This is a genomic window from Burkholderia sp. HI2500, from assembly GCF_002223055.1.
In the GTDB taxonomy this organism is placed as follows: Bacteria; Pseudomonadota; Gammaproteobacteria; order Burkholderiales; family Burkholderiaceae; genus Burkholderia.
Genome location: NZ_NKFL01000006.1, coordinates 425,913 through 444,961 on the forward strand (window position 1 = coordinate 425,913; position 19,049 = coordinate 444,961).

At 68.9% G+C, this 19,049-nt stretch carries 11 protein-coding genes; 5 read left to right on the top strand and 6 right to left on the bottom strand.

Features of this window, described 5'->3' with window-relative positions:
* The first annotated feature begins 92 nt into the window (after positions 1 to 92).
* From CFB45_RS19635 to CFB45_RS19645, 3 genes are all read left to right on the top strand, one after another.
* Positions 93 to 8,699, top strand: coding sequence for an autotransporter-associated beta strand repeat-containing protein (locus CFB45_RS19635; protein WP_089426973.1), 8,607 nt, complete (start codon positions 93 to 95; stop codon positions 8,697 to 8,699).
* A 155-nt stretch (positions 8,700 to 8,854) separates the two neighbouring features.
* Entirely contained in the window at positions 8,855 to 11,077 is a 2,223-nt protein-coding gene (locus tag CFB45_RS19640) for an amylo-alpha-1,6-glucosidase (RefSeq protein ID WP_089426974.1), read from the top strand.
* A 96-nt stretch (positions 11,078 to 11,173) separates the two neighbouring features.
* Positions 11,174 to 11,425, top strand: a complete 252-nt coding sequence (locus tag CFB45_RS19645) for a hypothetical protein (protein ID WP_011354368.1) — start codon at positions 11,174 to 11,176, stop codon at positions 11,423 to 11,425.
* Between the two features lie 501 nt (positions 11,426 to 11,926).
* Here CFB45_RS19645 and penR read toward each other — a convergent pair.
* Entirely contained in the window at positions 11,927 to 12,817 is an 891-nt protein-coding gene (penR, locus tag CFB45_RS19650) for a beta-lactamase transcriptional regulator PenR (RefSeq protein ID WP_089426975.1), read from the bottom strand.
* A gap of 128 nt (positions 12,818 to 12,945) precedes the next feature.
* Here penR and blaPEN-bcc point away from each other — a divergent pair, with 128 nt between their 5' ends.
* The gene (gene blaPEN-bcc, locus CFB45_RS19655) at positions 12,946 to 13,872 is read left to right on the top strand and encodes a PEN family class A beta-lactamase, Bcc-type (RefSeq protein ID WP_089426976.1); all 927 of its coding nucleotides are present in this window, start codon (positions 12,946 to 12,948) and stop codon (positions 13,870 to 13,872) included.
* A gap of 478 nt (positions 13,873 to 14,350) precedes the next feature.
* On the opposite strand, the gene CFB45_RS19660 is transcribed toward blaPEN-bcc, so the two are convergent.
* From CFB45_RS19660 to CFB45_RS19670, 3 genes are all read right to left on the bottom strand, one after another.
* Positions 14,351 to 14,551 (bottom strand): membrane protein, encoded by a 201-nt coding sequence (locus CFB45_RS19660; protein WP_046548390.1) that lies wholly within the window; start codon positions 14,549 to 14,551, stop codon positions 14,351 to 14,353.
* 572 nt (positions 14,552 to 15,123) lie between these two features.
* Positions 15,124 to 15,492: an antibiotic biosynthesis monooxygenase family protein gene (locus tag CFB45_RS19665; protein WP_089426977.1), complete on the bottom strand. Its 369-nt coding sequence runs from the start codon at positions 15,490 to 15,492 to the stop codon at positions 15,124 to 15,126.
* Positions 15,493 to 15,527: 35 nt separating this feature from the next.
* On the bottom strand, positions 15,528 to 15,974 hold the full coding sequence (locus CFB45_RS19670; protein ID WP_089426978.1) for a MarR family winged helix-turn-helix transcriptional regulator: 447 nt from the start codon (positions 15,972 to 15,974) through the stop codon (positions 15,528 to 15,530).
* Between the two features lie 176 nt (positions 15,975 to 16,150).
* Between CFB45_RS19670 and CFB45_RS19675 the strand changes: the two genes are divergently transcribed.
* Entirely contained in the window at positions 16,151 to 16,657 is a 507-nt protein-coding gene (locus CFB45_RS19675; protein WP_144025210.1) for a hypothetical protein, read from the top strand.
* 152 nt (positions 16,658 to 16,809) lie between these two features.
* Here the strand turns inward: CFB45_RS19675 and CFB45_RS19680 are convergent, their stop codons facing one another.
* Both CFB45_RS19680 and CFB45_RS19685 read right to left on the bottom strand, forming a co-directional pair.
* Entirely contained in the window at positions 16,810 to 18,186 is a 1,377-nt protein-coding gene (locus CFB45_RS19680) for an ATP-binding protein (protein WP_089426980.1), read from the bottom strand.
* Positions 18,183 to 18,845: a response regulator gene (locus CFB45_RS19685; RefSeq protein WP_089426981.1), complete on the bottom strand. Its 663-nt coding sequence runs from the start codon at positions 18,843 to 18,845 to the stop codon at positions 18,183 to 18,185. The genes CFB45_RS19680 and CFB45_RS19685 overlap by 4 nt, the downstream gene beginning before the upstream one ends.
* Positions 18,846 to 19,049: the final 204 nt, after the last annotated feature.

The following is a 19,049-nucleotide window of genomic DNA, read 5'->3' on the forward strand; positions in this document are numbered from 1 at the left end:
CAGCCGGGGGGTACGCTTTTGTCCGCGATTTTCTGCGGCCGGCTGTTCGATTTCACGGTAATGCCAATTCCAATAACATGACGAGGGAAAGCATGAATCTTGCGCGTTCGAAAAAATCCGGCGAACCGTTTCCGAAATTGCTGTTGCCGACGGGTGTTTTCCTGGCGCTGTCCGGCGCCGGTATCGTGCCCGCCTATGCGACCTGTACCACCGCGGGCACGACGGTGACCTGCTCCGGGGTCGCCAACCCGCTGGCGCCGAACTATTCGAACAACGCGAACAACGTTCATGCCACCGTCAACGCCGGCGCGAGCGTTGGCGTGCTGCTCGGCGTCGGTGGCACCGCGATGTCGCTGACGGGCAACAACACCCAACTGACCAACAACGGCACGATCGACCCGTCGGCGCTCGGCACCGGCCTCGGCGTGCTGTCGAGCGGCACGGTGATCGGCAACGCGGCGGCGAGCGCCGGCACCACCGTCATCAACAACGGCACGATGAACGGCTCGACCGGCGTGGCGATCAGCGGCGTGACGGGCATGGCGCTGTCGGTTCAGAACGGCACGGGCGGCACGTCGACGATCAACAACACCGGCACGATCGGCTCGAACCCGCTGGTCGGCGCGACCCTCACCGGCGCGGATGCGCCCGTGGTCGCCGCGTACGGCGGCGCCACGGTCAACATGACGAACAGCGGGACGATCACCGGCCGCGTGTCGCTCGGTTCGAACGGCACGCCCGGGGCGGGCAATACGTTCGTCAACTCGGGCACGATCAACGGCAGCGTGTCAATGGGCGCGAACAGCACGAACGCGTTCACCGCCGTGACGGGCTCGTCGGTCAACACGGCGGGCGGCACCGGGGGCGCTCTGAACATCACGGTCGGCCCGATCACGCTCGGTATCGCGGCGACGGGCACGGTCGACGGCGGCGCGGGCGGTGACAACACGCTCAAGCTGCAACAGGGGGCGAGCGCGAACGGCACGATCGCGGCCAACAACTACATCAACTTCAATCACGTCGATGTCCAGAGCGGCAACTGGACGATCAACGGCGCGTCGACCGCGCAGGACGCGACGCTCGCGGGCGGCGTGGCGATCATCAACGACAACGCGTCGCTCGGCACCGGCACGATCACGGCCACCGGCGGTGCCCTGCAGGCGGGTGCGGCCGGGCTCAACGTCAGCAACAACGTGAGCCTCGGCGCGGGCGGCCTGACGGTGCAGGGTTCGACCGGGCTTACGCTATCGGGCACGGTATCGGGCGGCGGCGCGCTGACGAAGAACGACAGCGGCACGCTGACGCTGTCCGGCGCGAACAACTACACGGGCGGCACGAACCTGAACGCAGGCGGCCTCGTGGTCGGCAACAACGGGGCGCTCGGCACCGGTGCGCTGAACGTCAACGGCTCGGCCACGCTCGACTCGAGCACGAACGCGACGCTCAACAACACCGTCAATCTCGCCACGGGCACGACGCTGACGGTCGGCGGCAGCAACAATCTCGGACTGGCCGGCTCCATCAACGGCAACGGCGGCCTCGTGAAGAACGGTGCGGCAACGCTGACGCTGACGGGCACGAACACCTACACCGGCGACACGACGATCAACAGCGGCACGCTCGAGCTGGGTGCCGGCGGCAGCCTCGCGGCATCCGGCACGGTGAACCTGAGCAGCGCGGGCGCGACGTTCGACCTGAGCAACGCGTCGGGCACGCAGACGGTCGGCGCGCTGGCGGGCGCGGCCGGCTCGGCCGTGAACCTCGGCGGCAATTCGCTGACGTTGAACGGCAGCGGCAATGCGACGTACGCGGGCACGATCGGCGGCACGGGCGGCGTGACGCTGTCGGGCACGGGCACGCAGACGTTGACCGGCGCCAACGTGTACACGGGCGGAACGAACCTGAACGGCGGCAACCTCTCCGTCGGCAGCAATACGGCGCTCGGCCTCGGCGCGGTGAACGTGAACGGCTCGTCGACGCTCGACGCGATCACTAACGTATCGCTCGCGAACGGTGTCAACATCGCCACCGGCACGACGCTGACACTCGGCGGCAGCACGAATCTCGGCCTAAACGGCACGGTCTCGGGTGGCGGCGGTCTCGTGAAGAACGGCGCGGCGACCGTGACGCTGTCCGGCGCAAACAACTACGCCGGCGGCACGACCCTGAACGCAGGCGGCCTGGTGCTCGGCAACAATGCGGCGCTCGGCACGGGCGCGCTGACCGTCGGCGGCGCGGCGACGCTCGATACGAGCACGAACCTGTCGGTCAACAACGCCGTCAACCTCAACACCGGTTCGACTCTGACACTGGGCGGCAGCAATGCCCTCACGCTGAACGGCGGCATCGCCGGCGCGGGCGGGCTCGTGAAGGACGGCGCGGCGACCACGACGTTGACGGCCGCGAACACCTACACGGGCGGCACGACGATCAACGCGGGCACGCTGGCGATCAGCGGGGGCGGCAGCCTTGCGGCGACGGGCGCGGTGAACCTGGCCGGTGCGGGTGCGACGCTCGACGTGAGCGCCGCGACCGGTGCGCAGTCGATCGGTGCGCTGTCCGGTGTCGCCGGGACGAACGTCGCGCTGGGCGGTAACGCGCTGACGCTGGGCGGAACCGCCAGCGGCACCTTCAGCGGTGCGATCGGCGGCACCGGCAGCCTGACGCTGGCCGGCACCGGCACGCAGACGCTGAACGGCGCGAGCACCTACTCGGGCGGCACGAACCTGAGCGGCGGCAGCAGCGTGGTACTCGGCAACAACAGCGCGCTCGGTACCGGCGCGGTGAACGTCGCGGGCGCGGCAACGCTCGACACGAACACGAACGTGTCGGTCGCCAACGCGGTCAGTCTCGGCAACGGTTCGACGCTGACGCTGGGCGGCAGCAATGCGCTCGCGTTGAGCGGCGGCATTTCCGGCGCGGGCGGTCTCGTGAAGAACGGCCCGGCGACCACGACGCTGACGGGTGCGAACACCTACACGGGCGGCACGACGATCAACGCGGGCACGCTGGCGGTGGGCGCCGGCGGCAGCCTGGCGGCGACGGGCGCGGTGAACCTGGCAGGCGCGGGCGCGGCGCTCGACCTGGGCGCGGCGACCAGCGCCCAGACGATCGGTGCGCTGTCGGGTGTCGCGGGGACGGCCGTCAACATGGGCGGCAACGGGCTGACGCTGGGCGGGACCGCCAGCGGCACCTTCAGCGGCGTGATCGGCGGCACCGGCAGCCTGACGCTGGCCGGTACCGGCACGCAGACCCTGACGGGCGCGAACGTCTATACGGGCGGCACGAACCTGAACAGCGGCGGCCTGGTGCTCGGCAACAACGGGGCGCTCGGCGGCGGCGCGCTGAACGTCGGCGGCGCGGCGACGCTCGACACGAGCGCGAGCCTGTCGGTCAACAACGCGGTCAATCTCGGCACCGGCGCGACGCTGACGCTCGGCGGCAGCAACGCGCTCACGTTGAACGGCGACATCACCGGCGCGGGTGCCCTCGTGAAGAACGGCGCGGCGACGACGACGCTGACGAGCGCGGCCAACTACACGGGGGGCACGACGATCAACGCGGGCACGCTGGCGCTCGGTGCCGGCGGCAGCCTGGCGGCGACGGGCGCGGTGAACGTGGCCGGTGCGGGCGCGACGCTCGACCTGAGCGGCGCGACGGGCGCACAGACGATCGGCGCGCTGAGCGGCGTCGCCGGCTCGGCCGTGAGCCTCGGCGCGAACGGCCTGACGCTGAGCGGAACCGCCAGCGGCAATTTCGGCGGCACGATCGGCGGCACCGGCGGCCTGACCGTGGCCGGCACGGGCACGCAAACGCTGTCCGGTACGAACACGTACACGGGCGGCACGACGATCAACGGCGGCAGCACGCTGGCGCTCGGCGCGGGCGGCAGTCTCGCGTCGACGGGTACGGTGAACCTCGCCGGCACGGGCGCGACGTTCAACCTGAGCGGCGCATCGGGCCCGCAGGCGATCGGCGCGCTGACCGGGGTGGCCGGCACGAACGTGAATCTCGGTGCGAATGCGTTGACGTTGAACGGCAGCACCAATGGCACGTTCGGCGGCGTGATCGGCGGCGCCGGTAGCGTAACGTTCGCGGGTACCGGCACGCAGACGCTGACGGGCGCCAATACGTACACGGGTGGCACGACGATCAACGGTGGCAGCACGCTGGCGCTGGGTGCGGGCGGCAGCCTCGCGTCGGGCGGCGCAGTGAATCTCGCCGGTGCGGGCGCGACGTTCAACCTGAGCGGCGCATCGGGCGCGCAGACGATCGGCGCGTTGAATGGCGCGGCCAGTACGAACGTGGATCTGGGCGCGAACGGGCTGACGCTGAGCGGCACCGCCAGCGGCACGTTCGGCGGCGTGATCGGCGGCACCGGCAGCGTGACGTTCGCGGGCACCGGCACGCAGACGCTTATGGGTGCGAACACCTATACGGGCGGCACGACCATCAACGGCGGCAGCACACTGGCGTTGGGCGCGGGCGGCAGCCTCGCATCGGGCAGTGCGGTGAATCTCGCCGGCACGGGTGCGACGTTCAACCTGAGCGGCGCATCAGGCCCGCAGGCGATCGGCACGCTGAGCGGTATCGACGGCACGAGCGTGAACCTGGGCGCGAATGCGCTGACGTTGAACGGCAGCACCAACGGCACGTTCGGCGGCGTGATCGGTGGCACCGGCAGCGTGACGTTCGCGGGTACCGGCACGCAGACGCTGACGGGTGCGAATACCTACACGGGCGGTACGACGATCAACGGTGGCAGCACGGTGGCGCTGGGTGCGGGCGGCAGCCTCACGTCGGGCGGCGCGGTGAATCTCGCCGGCGCGGGCGCGACGTTCAACCTGAGCGGCGCATCGGGCACGCAGACGATCGGTGCGTTGAATGGCGCGGCCAATACGAACGTGGATCTGGGCGCGAACGGGTTGACGTTGAGCGGGACTGCCAGCGGCACGTTCGGTGGTGCGATCGGCGGCACCGGGGGGGTGACGTTCGCGGGCACCGGCACGCAGACGCTGACGGGTGCGAATACCTACACGGGCGGCACGACGATCGATGCCGGCAGCACGCTCGCGTTGGGCGCGGGCGGCAGCCTCGCGACGGGTAGCACGGTGAACCTGGCCGGCACGGGCGCGACGTTCAACCTGAGCGGCGCATCGGGCCCGCAGATACTCGGCACGCTGAGCGGCATCGGCGGCACGAGCGTGAACCTGGGCGCCAATGCGCTGACGTTGAACGGCAGCACCAACGGCACGTTCGGCGGCGTGATCGGCGGCACCGGCAGCGTGACGTTCGCGGGTACCGGTACGCAGACGCTGACGGGGGCGAACACGTACACGGGCGGCACGACCATCAACGGCGGCAGCACGCTGGCGCTCGGCGCGGGCGGCAGTCTCGCGTCGGGCAGCGCGGTGAATCTGGCCGGCACGGGCGCAACGCTCAACCTGAGCGGCGCATCGGGCACGCAGACGCTCGGCACGCTGTCCGGCGGCGCAGGCACGAACGTGAACCTCGGCGCGAATGGACTCACGCTGAACGGCAGCGGCAACAACACGTTCGGCGGCGCGATCGGCGGCACCGGCAGCGTGACGTTCGCGGGCGCCGGCACGCAGACGCTGACGGGCGCGAATACCTACACGGGCGGTACGACGATCAACGGTGGCAGCACGCTGGCATTGAGTGCGGGCGGCAGCCTCGCGTCGGGCAGCACGGTGAACCTGGCCGGCACGGGGGCGACGTTCGACGTGAGCGGCGCGACGGGTGCGCAGACACTCGGTGCGTTGAACGGCGCGGGCGGCACGAACGTGAACCTCGGCGGCAACGCACTGACGTTGAACGGAAGCGGCGGGACGTTCGGCGGCGCGATCGGCGGCACCGGCAGCGTGACGTTCGCGGGCGCCGGCACACAGACGCTGACGGGGGCGAACACGTACACGGGCGGCACGACGATCAACGGTGGAAGCACGCTGGCGCTCGGCGCGGGCGGCAGCCTCGCGTCGGGTAGCGCAGTGAATCTGGCCGGCACGGGCGCAATGCTCAACCTGAGCGGCGCATCGGGCGCGCAGACGCTCGGCACGCTGTCCGGCGGCACCGGCACGAACGTGAACCTCGGCGCGAATGGGCTCACGCTGAACGGCAGCGGCAACAACACGTTCGGCGGCGCGATCGGCGGCACCGGCAGCGTGACGTTCGCGGGCGCCGGCACGCAAACGCTGACGGGCGCGAACACCTACACGGGCGGCACGACCATCAACGGCGGCAGCACGCTGGCGCTCGGTGCGGGCGGCAGCCTCGCGTCGGGCAGCACGGTGAATCTGGCCGGCACGGGGGCGACGTTCAACGTGAGCGGCGCGACGGGCGCACAGACGATTGGTGCGCTGAACGGCGGCGCCGGCACGAACGTGACCCTCGGCACGAATGCGCTCACGCTGAACGGCAGCGGCAACGGCACGTTCGGTGGCGCGATCGGCGGCGCGGGCGGCGTGACGTTCGCCGGCACCGGCACGCAGACACTGACGGGCGCGAACACCTACACGGGCGGCACGACGATCAACGGCGGCAGCACGCTGGCACTTGGCGCGGGCGGCAGCCTCGCGTCGACGGGCGCGGTGAATCTCGCGGGCGCGGGGGCGACGTTCGATGCGAGCGGCGCGACAGGCGCGCAGACGATCGGTACGTTGAACGGCGCGGCCGGCGCGACCGTCAATCTCGGCGCCAATGCGTTGACGTTGAACGGCAGCGGCAACGGCACGTTCGGCGGGACGATCGGCGGCACGGGCGGCGTGACGATCGCCGGCACCGGCATCCAGACGCTGACGGGCGCGAACACGTATACGGGCGGCACCACGATCGCGGCCGGCGGCGCGCTGCAACTCGGCAACGGCGGCACGTCGGGCAGCATCGCCGGCAATGTCGTCGACAACGGCGCGCTGATCGTCAACCAATCCGGCAACGTGACGATTGCAAGCGTGCTGTCCGGCACCGGTTCGCTCACGCAGGCCGGCAGCGGGCAACTGACGCTGACGGGCGCCAGCACGCTGAGCGGCCCGACCACGGTCAGCGCGGGCACGCTCGCCGTGAACGGTTCGCTCGGACAGTCGACCGTGACCGTGCAGAACGGTGCGACGGTCACGGGCACCGGCACGATCGGCGGCCTCGTGGTGCAGGGCGGCGCGACGGCGGCCGCGTCGCAGCCGGGCGCGGCGCTGAACGTGGGCGGCAACGTCACGTTCCAGCCGGGCTCGACGTTCCAGGTCGCGGCCTCGCCGCAGCAAAGCGGCAGTCTCGCGGCAAGCGGCACGGCGACGCTGAACGGCGGCACCGTGCAGGTGCTGGCGAACCAGAGCGGCTACCAGCCGAGCACGACCTATACGATCCTTTCCGCAGGGTCGGGCGTGCAGGGCACGTTCAGCCAGGTGAATGCGAACTACGCGTTCCTCGCGCCGACGCTCAGCTACGATCCGGATCACGTGTACCTGCGGCTGGTCTCGAACGGTACCGCGTTTCCCGATGTCGCGACGACGCCGAACCAGCGCTCGGTCGCGGGCGCGCTCGGCGGGCTCGGCGCCGGCAACCCGCTGTACGACGCCGTGGTGACGACCGATGCGACGACCGCACGCCGCGCCTACGGGCTGCTCGACGGTGAACTGCAGGCGAGCCTGAAGAGCATGCTGCTGCTCGACAGCCGCTATGTGCGCGACGCGGTGACCGATCGTGTCCGCCAGGGCCTCGCGCCGGGATCGGGCCCGCTCGCGGCGCTGTCGTCGGGGGGCGCGGCCTTGTGCGGCGACAACACGGCCGGCGCGGTCGACCCGACGCTGCCGCCGGAACGCCGGATCGGCTCGCGCGACGGCTGCTACGGCGGCACGCCTTACCAGCCGGTCGTCTGGGGGCAGGCGTTCGGCGGCCGCAGCCGGCTCACCGGCGACGGCAACGCGTCGACGGTCAACCGCAGCATGACGGGCTTCATCGCCGGTGCCGACATGGCGCTCAACGACAAGTGGCGAGCGGGCCTGGCCGCGGGTGTCACGCACAGCTCGCTCGACAATGACCAGAGTTCGTCGGCGTCGGTGAACAGCTACTACCTGTCGCTGTACGGCGGCGCGCAGTACGGCGCGCTCGGCGTGCGCGGCGGCGCGTCGTACACGTGGTACCGGATCAACAGCGACCGTTCGCCGGGCTTCGCGGGCTTCTCCGATCATGATTCGGCCGGCTACGACGCGAATTCGGCGCAGGTGTTCGGCGAAGTCGGCTACGCGCTGCCGGTCGGGCCCGTGGCGATCGAACCGTTCGCGGGCCTCGCGTATGTGAACCTGCACACCGACGGCTATACGGAAACCGGTGGCGCGGCCGCGCTGCGCGCCGGCGGCGAGACGACGCACGTCGGCTTCTCGACCCTCGGCGTGCGCGCGGCGTCGCAGCTCGGCTCGATCGCGAGCGGCACGTTCACCGCACGCGGGACGGTCGGCTGGCGGCATGCGTTCGGCAACGTGACGCCGTCATCGGCGTTCACGTTCGCGAACGGCGGCACGTCGTTCCAGGTATCGGGCGTGCCGATTGCTCGCGACAGCGCCGTGCTCGAGGCCGGCATCGACGCGAACATCACGAAGCGCCTGACACTCGGCCTCACGTACAGCGGCCAGTACGGCAGCGGCGTGCGCGACAACGCGATACTCGGCAACATCCTGTGGAAGTTCTGAGCGGTTACTGATGTGCCTGAACGCGACGCCATGCGGCGACGGCAACGTCGCACGGTGTCGCGGCCTTTTTCCTCGCTGCGCACGTTCCCGGTTCTGTCCTATCCTGTGCGAAACACGCGACGCGCCGCGCGTTGCGACCCGACACAGGAGCATCGATGCCGAATCACGCTGAAGCCACGACGACCCAGGCGCCGCAAGTCGCGCCTGTTGCCCCGATCGCACCGACGGGCCCCGCCTTCATCGCGCCTGAAGCCGATCCGCAGGCACTGGCGCGCAACAACCAGTACGTGCTGAAATCCGGCGACGCGTTCGTGGTCAGCGACGCGCTCGGCGACATCGGCGGTCACGACGACGGCCTGTTCGTTGACGACATGCGCGTGCTGTCGACGTGGCGCCTGACCTTCGGCGGTCGCGCGCCGTCGCTGCTGTCGGGCGCGACCAGCGCCGACAACGCGTCGTTCACCGCACACCTGACGAACCGTCCGCTGCCGCCGCTCGGCGGCCACGAAACGCCCGAAGGCGTGATCCACATCGAGCGGATGCGCGTGCTCGCGGGCGACGTGCTTTACGAAGCGCTGACGCTGACGAACTACGGCGCGAGCGAAGCCGAGGTGCCGCTGTCGCTGTCGTTCGCGGCCGATTTCAAGGACATGTTCGAGGTGCGCGGCACACAGCGCCCGAAGCGCGGCACCGTGGCGGCGCCGCGTGTGGACGCGGGCGCGGTGCGGCTGCGCTATGACGGCCTCGACAGCGTCGAGCGCAACGTGACCGTGCATTTCTCGCCGGCGCCCGATGCGCTGTCGGTCGATCGTGCCGACTACACGCTGACGATCGCCGCGCAGGCCTGCGTGTCGATCTACCTGACCGTCGACGCGACGCTCGGCCCCGCGCATGCGGAAGGGCCGGGGTGCGGCCGCGTCGCGCTGCGCACCGCGCTCGTCGGCGTGCACCGCGAGATGCGCGCGCGGCGCGAATCGATGGCGCGCGTGAACACCGGCAATCCGCTGTTCGACGCGTGGCTCGACCGCTCGCTCGCGGATCTCGGGCTGCTCACGACGCAGCTCGACACGGGGCCGTACCCGTACGCGGGCATTCCGTGGTTCTCGACGCCGTTCGGCCGCGACGCGGTGATCACGTCGCTGCAGATGTTGTGGCTGCAGCCGTCGCTCGCGCGCGGCGTGCTGCGCTTTCTGGCCGAGCACCAGGCGCGCGAGACGTCCGCATTCCGCGACGCGGAGCCCGGCAAGATCATGCACGAGTTCCGCCGCAGCGAGATGGCCGCGACCGGCGAGGTGCCGTTCGCGCTGTACTACGGTGGGGTCGATACGACGCCGCTGTTCATCGTGCTCGCGGGCGCATACGTCGAACGCACCGGCGACGATGCGCTGATCGACGAGCTGTGGCCCGCGCTCGAGCGTGCCGCGCAATGGGTGATCGACAAGTGCGACCGCAATCCTTACGGACTGCTCGATTACCAGCGCACGTCGGAGCGCGGCCTCGCGAACCAGGGCTGGAAGGACAGCCACGATTCGGTGTTCCACGCGGACGGCCGCTTCCCGGACGGGCCGATCGCGCTCGTCGAGGTGCAGGCGTATGCGTGCGCGGCGCTCGATGCGATGTCGATGTGCTCGCACCGGCGCGGCCACGCGGCCGATGCCACCCGCTATGCGTTGCGCGCGAAGACGCTGCGCGAGCAGGTCGACGCGCTGTTCTGGATGCCGGAAGGCAATTTCTACGGCATCGCGCTCGATGGTCATGGCGACCTGTGCCGCGTGTTCGCGTCGAACGCGGGCCACCTGCTCGCATTCGGTCTACCCGACGCCGAGCGCGGCGCGGCGGTCGCCGGCGTGCTCGGCTCGGCGCTGTTCCAGACGGGTTGGGGCATCCGCACGCTCGCGGCCGGCCAGCCGCGCTTCAACCCGATGGCGTATCACAACGGCTCGGTGTGGCCGCACGACAATGCGCTGATCGCGCGCGGGCTGGCGCGCTACGGCGACAAGACCGCCGCGGTGAACCTGCTGCGTGCGCTGTTCGAGGCGGCAGTGAGCTTCGAGATGCGCCTGCCCGAACTGTTCTGCGGGTTCCCGCGCCGGCGCGGCGAACCGCCGACCGCGTATCCGGTGGCCTGCCTGCCGCAGGCGTGGGCGGCCGGTGCGCCGTTCATGATGCTGCAGGCCTGCCTCGGCGTGAGCATCGACGCAGCGCGCCACGAGGTGCGCGTCGAGCGCCCGACGCTGCCGGAAGGCGTCGACTGGCTGCGGATCGACGCGTTGCGCGTCGGTGACGAAACCGTGTCGCTCACGTTTCGCCGCGTCGACGGCCAGGTCGTCGCGGCGGCGGAGCAGCCGGGCCGCGTGAAGGTGGTCGCGGTGCTGTAGCGCGGCGCGGCGCGAACGTTGCGCGATGTCGCGCCACGTTCGCGTGCAGCGGCATAGAATCGTGACATGACCCTTGAACGATGGCGGAGGTAGACGATGACGACCGACAACCGGCCCGACGACAGCGAGCACAAGCTCGAGAATCTGGAAGCGGCGGTCGACCACCTGCACAAGTCGATCGAATCGCAGAGCATCGCGGTCGGCGCGGCGAAGGGCATCCTGTTCAGCCTGATCGAAACGCTCGGTGCGCTGATCGGCGATCCCGACCTGCCCGAGCATGCCCGCTCGGGTTACGAGGCGCTGCGCGACAAGGCGAGCGAATTGCGCGGCGGGCTCGACCGGCATTGATGCCCGGATGGCCCCGGCCCCGGCGCCTGCCGCACGGGCTGCGCCGGGGCTGCCCGATTCTATAGATGAAGCACAAAACGCCGTGCGCTCAAGGAGTTAGGTGGCCGGTACGCAGGATATCCACAAGCTTGCCAACACAATCTGTGGAGAACCGTCCGGCCCCGAGCCGGGTGCGGCGCGGGCCGTGCGAAAGCGCCGGCGCTGCCACAGGGTTGACCTCGCAAGGTCCGTGGATTGAATCCCCTTTTGTATCAGGATGTTACGCGCCGCATGGGAAGGATATCCACAGGCTTGCCAACATATTCTGTGGACAACTCGCAATCGATTGCGTCGCGACAGTTGAGGATCGGGCCGTCGGGGGCCGGCTCGCGACGCCCGTGAACAGAGGCTGCCCGATGTCTGCGTCGGAACGCTAATTCGTGCGCGATCAAGGGCTTAGGTCCCGGGTACCCAGGATATCCACATCCTTGCCAACACTTTCTGTGGACAAGCCGGGCCGGGTCATTCGGCCTGCGCCGTCGCGGCCGCCTCGGCCACGATCCAGTCGCGAAAGAGCGTCATCGCCGGCGTGAGCGGTTTCGACTTCAGCGAAGTGAGCCAGTAGCCGCCGGCGCGCACGTCGATGTCGAGCGGCCGCACGAGCTGGCCGAGCTGCAGTTCGCGCGCGAACATGCACGCCGGCGCGAGCGCGACGCCCGCGCCCTGCATCGCGGCCTCGACCATCAGCCGCGACGAATCGAACACGGGCCCGTTGACCGCCCACGGCGCGAGCTGCGCGGCGTCGAACCAGCCATGCCATTCGTCGGTGCGGTACGAGCGCAGCAGCGTTTCGTTCGCGAGATCGGCCGGTTGCGCGAGGCGCCGCGCGATGTCCGGCGCGCACAGCGCGGTGAGCGGCGCGTCGAGCAGACGCTCGTTGCGCGTGGCCGGCCAGTTGCCTTCCCCGAAGCGGATCGCGAAGTCGAGGCCCTCGGCGGCCAGGTCGACGACGTTGTTGTTGGTCCGCATCCGCAGCTCGACGAACGGATGCGTATCGCCGAACTGCTTCAAGCGCGGCATTAGCCAGCCTAGGGCAAAGGTGCCGACGACGCCGAGCGTCAGCACCTCGTGGAAGCGCCCGCCGTCGAACTGCTTGAGCACGGTCTCGATGCGGCTGAACGCGTCGCTGAGCACCGGCAGCAGCGCGCGCCCCTCGTCGGTGAGCCCGAGGCCGCGCGGCAGTCGCGTGAACAGCGTGCAGCCGAGCCGCTCCTCCAGCGAGCGCACCTGCTGGCTGACCGCGGCCTGGGTCACGCTCAGCTCGAGGCCGGCGCGCGTGAAGTTCAGGTGGCGCGCCGACGATTCGAACGCGCGCAGCGCATTGAGCGGAAGATGAGGGCGGAGCTTGGTCATAAGAATTTCTTTTGTCAGCGCTCAATTATCTTTGCTTGTCAGGCAACCGTAAAGTCCCGATAGTGCTGTCTCGCCGGCCGGGCGCGTTCAACATCCTTTCGCTCACATTCCACCACGAGACAACCGACATGACCTACTCATCGAAACGTCGAACCCTGTTGCTGGCCGCTGCGACGGCGCCGCTTGCGTTGACCGTTGCCGCATGCGCGTCGCGGCAGGCCGCGGCGTCGGACGACGCAACTGCCGCAGCCGCGGCTGTGACGCCCGCTGCAGCCGGGCAGATGCTGGCCGAGCTCGAACGCAGCGCCGGCGGCCGCCTTGGCGTGTGCGCGATCGACATCGCGAGCGGCCGGCGCGTGGAACATCGTCAGAACGAGCGCTTCCCGTTCTGCAGCACGTTCAAGGCGATGCTGAGCGCGGCGGTGCTGGCGCAGAGCGTCGAACGACCGGCGTTGCTGCAACAGCGCGTGACGTACACCAAGGCCGACCTCGTTAACTATTCGCCGGTGTCGGGCAAGCATGTCGATGACGGCATGACGGTCGCCGCGCTGTGCGAGGCCACGATCCAGTTCAGCGACAACTCGGCCGCGAACCTGCTGATGAAGCTGCTCGGCGGCCCGTCGGCGGTGACGGCCTATGCGCGCTCGATCGGCGACGACACGTTCCGGCTCGATCGATGGGAGACCGAACTGAATACCGCGCTGCCGGGCGACCCGCGCGACACGACGACGCCGGCCGCGATGGCCGCGAGCATGCGCGTGCTGATGGTCGGCGAGGCGTTGCCGGCCGCGCAGCGTGCGCAGCTCGTCGCGTGGATGCGCGGCAACAAGGTCGGCGACAAGCGGATCCGTGCGGGTGTGCCGGCCGGGTGGACGGTCGGCGACAAGACGGGCACCGGCGACTACGGGACGACCAACGACGCGGGTGTCGTGTGGTCGCCGTCGGGTGCGCCGATCGCGCTGGCCGTGTACTACACGCAGGCGCGTGCCGATGCGCGCGCGAAGGACGACGTGATCGCGTCGGTCGCACGCATCGTGGTCCGGGCATTCGGTTGAGGCGGGCGGCACGTCATGCGTGACGCGATCCGCATGCATGCCGTGCCGCAGCCGTGACCCGCGCGATCAAACGTTGTGCGATCAACGACTTAGCTCACGCATGCTCAGGATATCCACATGCTTGCCAACAAAAAGTGTGGACAAGCCCGCGCGCGGCCGCATCCGGCGTGGCGCGGGCCGCCGTGCCGCATTTGAGGCGGCGCGGACAAAGTCTTTCGGATCAAGCGCTTGGCCCTGGTATGCGCAGGCTATCCACACGCTTGCCAACACAATCTGTGGACAAGCCGGTTCGCACGCGAGAAAGGCGCCCGTTACGTGGCGAATGGGCGTGCGGGCGGCACTTTCCCGGCCGCGTGCCGCATTTGAAGCGGCGCGGACAAAGTCTTTCGGATCAAGCGCTTGATCGCGGTATGCGCAGGCTATCCACATGCTTGCCAACAAAATCTGTGGACAAGCCTGGCGGCCGCGCTGGCGACGATCAGGGCTGCCGATCGTCGACGGTGGGCCAGCGCGCGAACGCGAACACCCACAACATGATGAAGTTCAGGACCGGGACGAACATCGTCAGGATCCACCAGCCCGAATGCCCGGTGCGCCGAACGATGCGGACGTACGGATAGATGACGACGGCGACCAGCACGAGTGAGACGACCAGCTGCCACGCGGTGAAGTGTTCCATGGTCTTCCTCGGAGTGAGGTGTCGTGGTGCGGCACCGGCGGAACGGCCGGCGCGTTGAGCCGTCGCGCGAAGCCGATGATGCGCGGCCGCGTGCGGCTCGCGTGATCTTGACGCGTGGCGGGCGCGAGCGTCAAGGCGACGGTGAGGCGCTGCTGTCGCGCGGGATCGTGCGCTTGCGCGCAGGCCGGGGCCGTAGGGTGCCGCAACCGTGACGCCGTGCATGAAACGTCGTGCGATCAACGGGTTAGCGCAGGCGTGCGCAGGATATCCACAAGCTTGCCAACAAAATCTGTGGGTAAGTGGCGCCGCGCATGGCGGGCGCGTGTGCGCCGACTGCGGCGTGCGTCGTCGTGGCGTCGTGATGCGAAGTGCGGCGAAGCGGTGTATGCGCAGGCCATCAGCTGGGCCTCGTCTGCATCACGCGTGCCAAAGTCCGTCGGATCAAGGGCTTAGCGTTGCGGTGCGCAGGATATCCACAAGCTTGCCAACATTTTCTGTGGAGAAGTCCGGGTGCGCGAGCGACGCGCGACACGCCCGCCAATGCCACGCGTTGCCCCGATTCCCGTGTGCACTCACGCGGTGCAGATACCGGCCACACCGACTTTCTGGAACAGGTGCGGGCTCGCGACGGCGGACGACGGATAGGCCGACAGCTTGGCGACGAACGCCGGATGCGTGAACGCCGCGCGAAACGCCGCGGTCGATTCCCAGATCGCGTAGTTCAGGTAAGTCGGACTGTCGCCCAGCGCGCGATGCAACTGGGTCGAGATGAATCCCGGCTGCCGCTTCATGAATTCGGCGTCGTCCTTCCACACGGCGAGAAAGTCCGCTTCGTCGGCGGCGGCCAGCGTGAACACGTTGACGAGGACGACCGGCTCCGCGTCGATGGCGATCTGTTGCTGGATCGGAAAGGCCGGATCCATCGGTTTGAAATGAGGCATGGGAACTCCTATGGGTGACCGGGGTGATTGAACGTTCACGTCGATGCATCGGCGCCATGTGCACGGGACATCGCCGACAGCACGCGGATCGCTGCATCCAGGTCAGCCGAACTGAAATCGCCGGCGATGTCGCGGACATGCTGTTGCCACTGCCCGACCACGGCCTGATAGGCCGCCTCGCCGCGTGGCGTCAGCGCGTACAAAGGGGAACGCTTGTGTGCCGGATTGGGTAGCGACTCAACCAGCCCTTCGTCGGTCAGCACGTTGATCTGCTTCAGCACCGCCTGCCGCGTGATGCCCATCGCGTCGGCGATCTGCGGGATGTTCGGGGCTTCCGGCGCCAGCGAGATGGCGCCCAGCACCTGCCAGCGCGCACTGGTCAGGCCGTGCGGCCCGGCAAAGGTGTTGCCCCATTCGATCAGCAGGCCGTTCAAGCGGAATACGGACAGCGCGACGGTGGTCAACTTCGCGGATTTCGTCATGTTCGATACGCAGGATGAATTGACAACTACTTTACGTATTAGACAACTAGTTGTCAATTTTGCGATTAAACGTCACGGAACGAGGCCGGGTAGATAAACTGGCGATGCGATCCGGCACCGGTAACATTTGCCGCGCCGGATCGCAGGCCAACAATAAGGAACCTGGAGAGAAATCAGTGAGAACGATCTGGAAATCGATCGCCGTGCCGTTGATGGCGGCGGTATGCGGCACGAGTGCGCATGCCTGTCAGCCGGCCTATCGTCACACCGAGTATTTCGGCGAGCGCGCCTACCTGAGCGAACAAATTCGCGACAAGGTGCTCGACGATATCCGTGCCAATCACTACACCGTCATCGAGCCGCAAATCGGCTTGCTGTTCTATCCGATCGTCAGAAAGGGCAACGCGATCTACCTCGGCAACCAGCCGATCGCGACGGAGAAGGACTCGTTCTGGTATCTCGGGCACGGCTATTACCAGTTGAACGGCCAGCTCTATTACATGGGCGAGCGAGTCGGTGCGAATCCGAGCGGAGGCACCGTCGTCGTTCATGTCGAGGATCGCACGCGCCCGAGGCCGGACGACTATCCGAAGGGGCGACTGTATTGCCGTGTCGAGCATCACGCCAGCATCCTCGAAACCTCGGCCGGCCTGCGGATCGAGCGAATCGTCGACGACAACTGAGGCGGGTGCGTAGCTGACCCGGCGTGGCGCATTTGCCGCGCACGACCGGCAAACCCTTTCCGATCAATGGCTTGGTGTCGTTAATGGCAGGTTGTCCACAAGCTTGCCAACACAATCTGTGGAAAAGCCGTGCGTCGTGCGTCGCCCGCGCGTCAGGCCGGCTGCGGAAAGCGCACCGTGACGGTCAGCCCGCGTCCGCCGTGCGTGGTGCCGAGCGCGACCGTCGCGCGATGCTGTTCGGCGATCCGCTTGACGATCGACAGCCCGAGCCCGCTGCCCGACGACGTGACGGCCTGCGCGCCTTCACCGCGATAGAAGCGCTCCCACACGTCGTTGCGTTCGGCTTCCGGGATCCCGGGGCCGTCGTCGGCGACTTCGAGCACGGGCGTCGTGCCGTCGATCCGCGCGGACACATCGACGCGCGCACCGGCGCCCGCATAGCGGATCGCGTTGTCGACGAGGTTGTTCAGCAGCACGCGCAGCGTGTCCGCATTGCCCGACGTCATCACCGGCGTCGACACGATCGCGCCGAGATCGATCCGGTGCGCGTCGGCGACGCGCGTGCGATCCGATACCACCGACCGGCACAGCGCGGCGAGATCGACGGGCGCCGATGCGGAAGCGGCCGCCTGCGCGTCGGGCTCGAGGCGCGCGAGCGTCAGCAACTGCTCGGCGAGGTGGCCGAGGCGCGTCGTGCCCGCCTGGATCTGCGCGAGGATGTGCTCGCGTTCCTCGGCGGTCGCCGCGCGCCGCAGCAGCTGCGACTGGATCGACAGCCCCATGATCGGCGTGCGCAACTCGTGCGCGGCATCGGCGATGAAGTGGCGCTGCAGCGTGAACGAGCGGTCGAGGCGCGCGAGCAGGTCGTTGATCGCTTCGGCGAGCGGGCGGACTTCGTTCGGCATCGCGCCCACGTCGACCGGTTCCAGATTGTTCGCATTCCTTCGTTTGAGGCCGGATGCAATCGTGCGCAGCGGCCGCAGCCCCGCGCCGATGCCGAACCACAGGCCGATTGCGAGCAGCGGCAGCATCGAGAACACCGGCCACAGCAGGTGCACGGCGATGCCCGCGATCGCTTCCCATCGCGCGTGGCGTGCCTGCGCGAGCCGGATCGTCGTGCCGCCGCGCTCGGTCACATAGGTGCGCCACGGCTGGCCATCGACGTCGACGCTCGCGATGCCTTTCTGCTCGGGCGGCGGCAGTTTCGAATCGCGGTCGGTCGAATATACGAGCGCGCCGTTGCGCCACACCTGCAGCAGCACGGCGTCGGGATCGCTCGCTTCGAAGCCGTGCTTGCCGTTGGCATGGTTGCTGAACGACAGTTCGCCGTTCGGGCCGACGACGATCTGCTTCGACATGCTGCGCATCTGGTCGTCGAGCAGGTCGTCGAGTTCGCGCAGTGCGCCCCAGTAGGTGCCCGCACTCGCGACGAGGCCGATCACGCACGCGGCCGGCATCAGCCACGTCAGCAGGCGCCGCCGCAGCGACGCGTTGCGCCAGCGCGCGATCGCCCGTTGGATGCGCGTCATGCGCCGTCACCGATCCGGTAGCCGACGCCGCGCACCGTGCGGATCATGTCGTGGCCGAGTTTCTTGCGCAGGTTGTGAATATGCACCTGCACGGCGTTGCTCTCGATTTCCTCGCCCCAGCTGTACAGCCGTTCCTCGAACTGCTCGCGCGAGATCACCGCGCCCGGGTCGCGCATCAGCTCGTGCAGCAGCACGAACTCCTTCGGCGACAGCGGCACTTCGTCGTCGTTGAGCCAGACGAGGTGCTTGACGGGATCGAGCCGCAGCGGGCCGATCACGAGCGTCGTCTGCGCGCGGCCCGCATGGCGGCGGGTCACGGCGCGGATGCGGGCGAGCAGTTCGTCGAGCTCGAACGGCTTGACGAGATAGTCGTCGGCGCCGCTGTCGAGGCCCGCGATGCGGTCGGGCACGCCGTCGCGCGCGGTGATGATGATCGCGGGGAGGGTCTCGTCGCGGCGGCGCAGCGCGGCGAGCACCGACAGGCCGTCGCGGTTCGGCAGCCCGAGATCGAGCAGCAGCAGGCCGTAGCCGGTCGCGCGCAGCGCGAGCGACGCGGCGTCGCCGTCCTTCACCCAGTCGACCGCGAAGCCTTCCTGTTTGAGGCCCTGTTCGAGCCCGCTGCCGATCAGCGGATCGTCCTCGACGAGCAATACGCGCATGAATTCGTGTCTCTTCAACGGGGCGCCGTGGCACCCGGGGTTCCCATGATAAGCGCCCGTGTCTTAGGCGCAGCTTAAATGCGGGCGGCGCGCGGCGGGCGCTCCCGTGCGTCCGATGCGGCACCGCGTCGCTTTCGGGCGACCTTCAGGTTTGCTTAATCTTACGGTCCGTAATCTGGCGCCGTCGCGTTCAACGGGGCGCGG

Bases quoted from the DNA above. Each gene is read 5' to 3' on its own strand.
- CFB45_RS19680 (WP_089426980.1), bottom strand. From the start codon at position 18,186: ATGACGCGCATCCAACGGGCGATCGCGCGCTGGCGCAACGCGTCGCTG.
- penR (WP_089426975.1), bottom strand. From the start codon at position 12,817: ATGACCAAGCTCCGCCCTCATCTTCCGCTCAATGCGCTGCGCGCGTTC.
- blaPEN-bcc (WP_089426976.1), top strand. From the start codon at position 12,946: ATGACCTACTCATCGAAACGTCGAACCCTGTTGCTGGCCGCTGCGACG.
- CFB45_RS19635 (WP_089426973.1), top strand. From the start codon at position 93: ATGAATCTTGCGCGTTCGAAAAAATCCGGCGAACCGTTTCCGAAATTG.
- CFB45_RS19670 (WP_089426978.1), bottom strand. From the start codon at position 15,974: ATGACGAAATCCGCGAAGTTGACCACCGTCGCGCTGTCCGTATTCCGC.
- CFB45_RS19645 (WP_011354368.1), top strand. From the start codon at position 11,174: ATGACGACCGACAACCGGCCCGACGACAGCGAGCACAAGCTCGAGAAT.
- CFB45_RS19660 (WP_046548390.1), bottom strand. From the start codon at position 14,551: ATGGAACACTTCACCGCGTGGCAGCTGGTCGTCTCACTCGTGCTGGTC.
- CFB45_RS19640 (WP_089426974.1), top strand. From the start codon at position 8,855: ATGCCGAATCACGCTGAAGCCACGACGACCCAGGCGCCGCAAGTCGCG.
- CFB45_RS19665 (WP_089426977.1), bottom strand. From the start codon at position 15,492: ATGCCTCATTTCAAACCGATGGATCCGGCCTTTCCGATCCAGCAACAG.
- CFB45_RS19685 (WP_089426981.1), bottom strand. From the start codon at position 18,845: ATGCGCGTATTGCTCGTCGAGGACGATCCGCTGATCGGCAGCGGGCTC.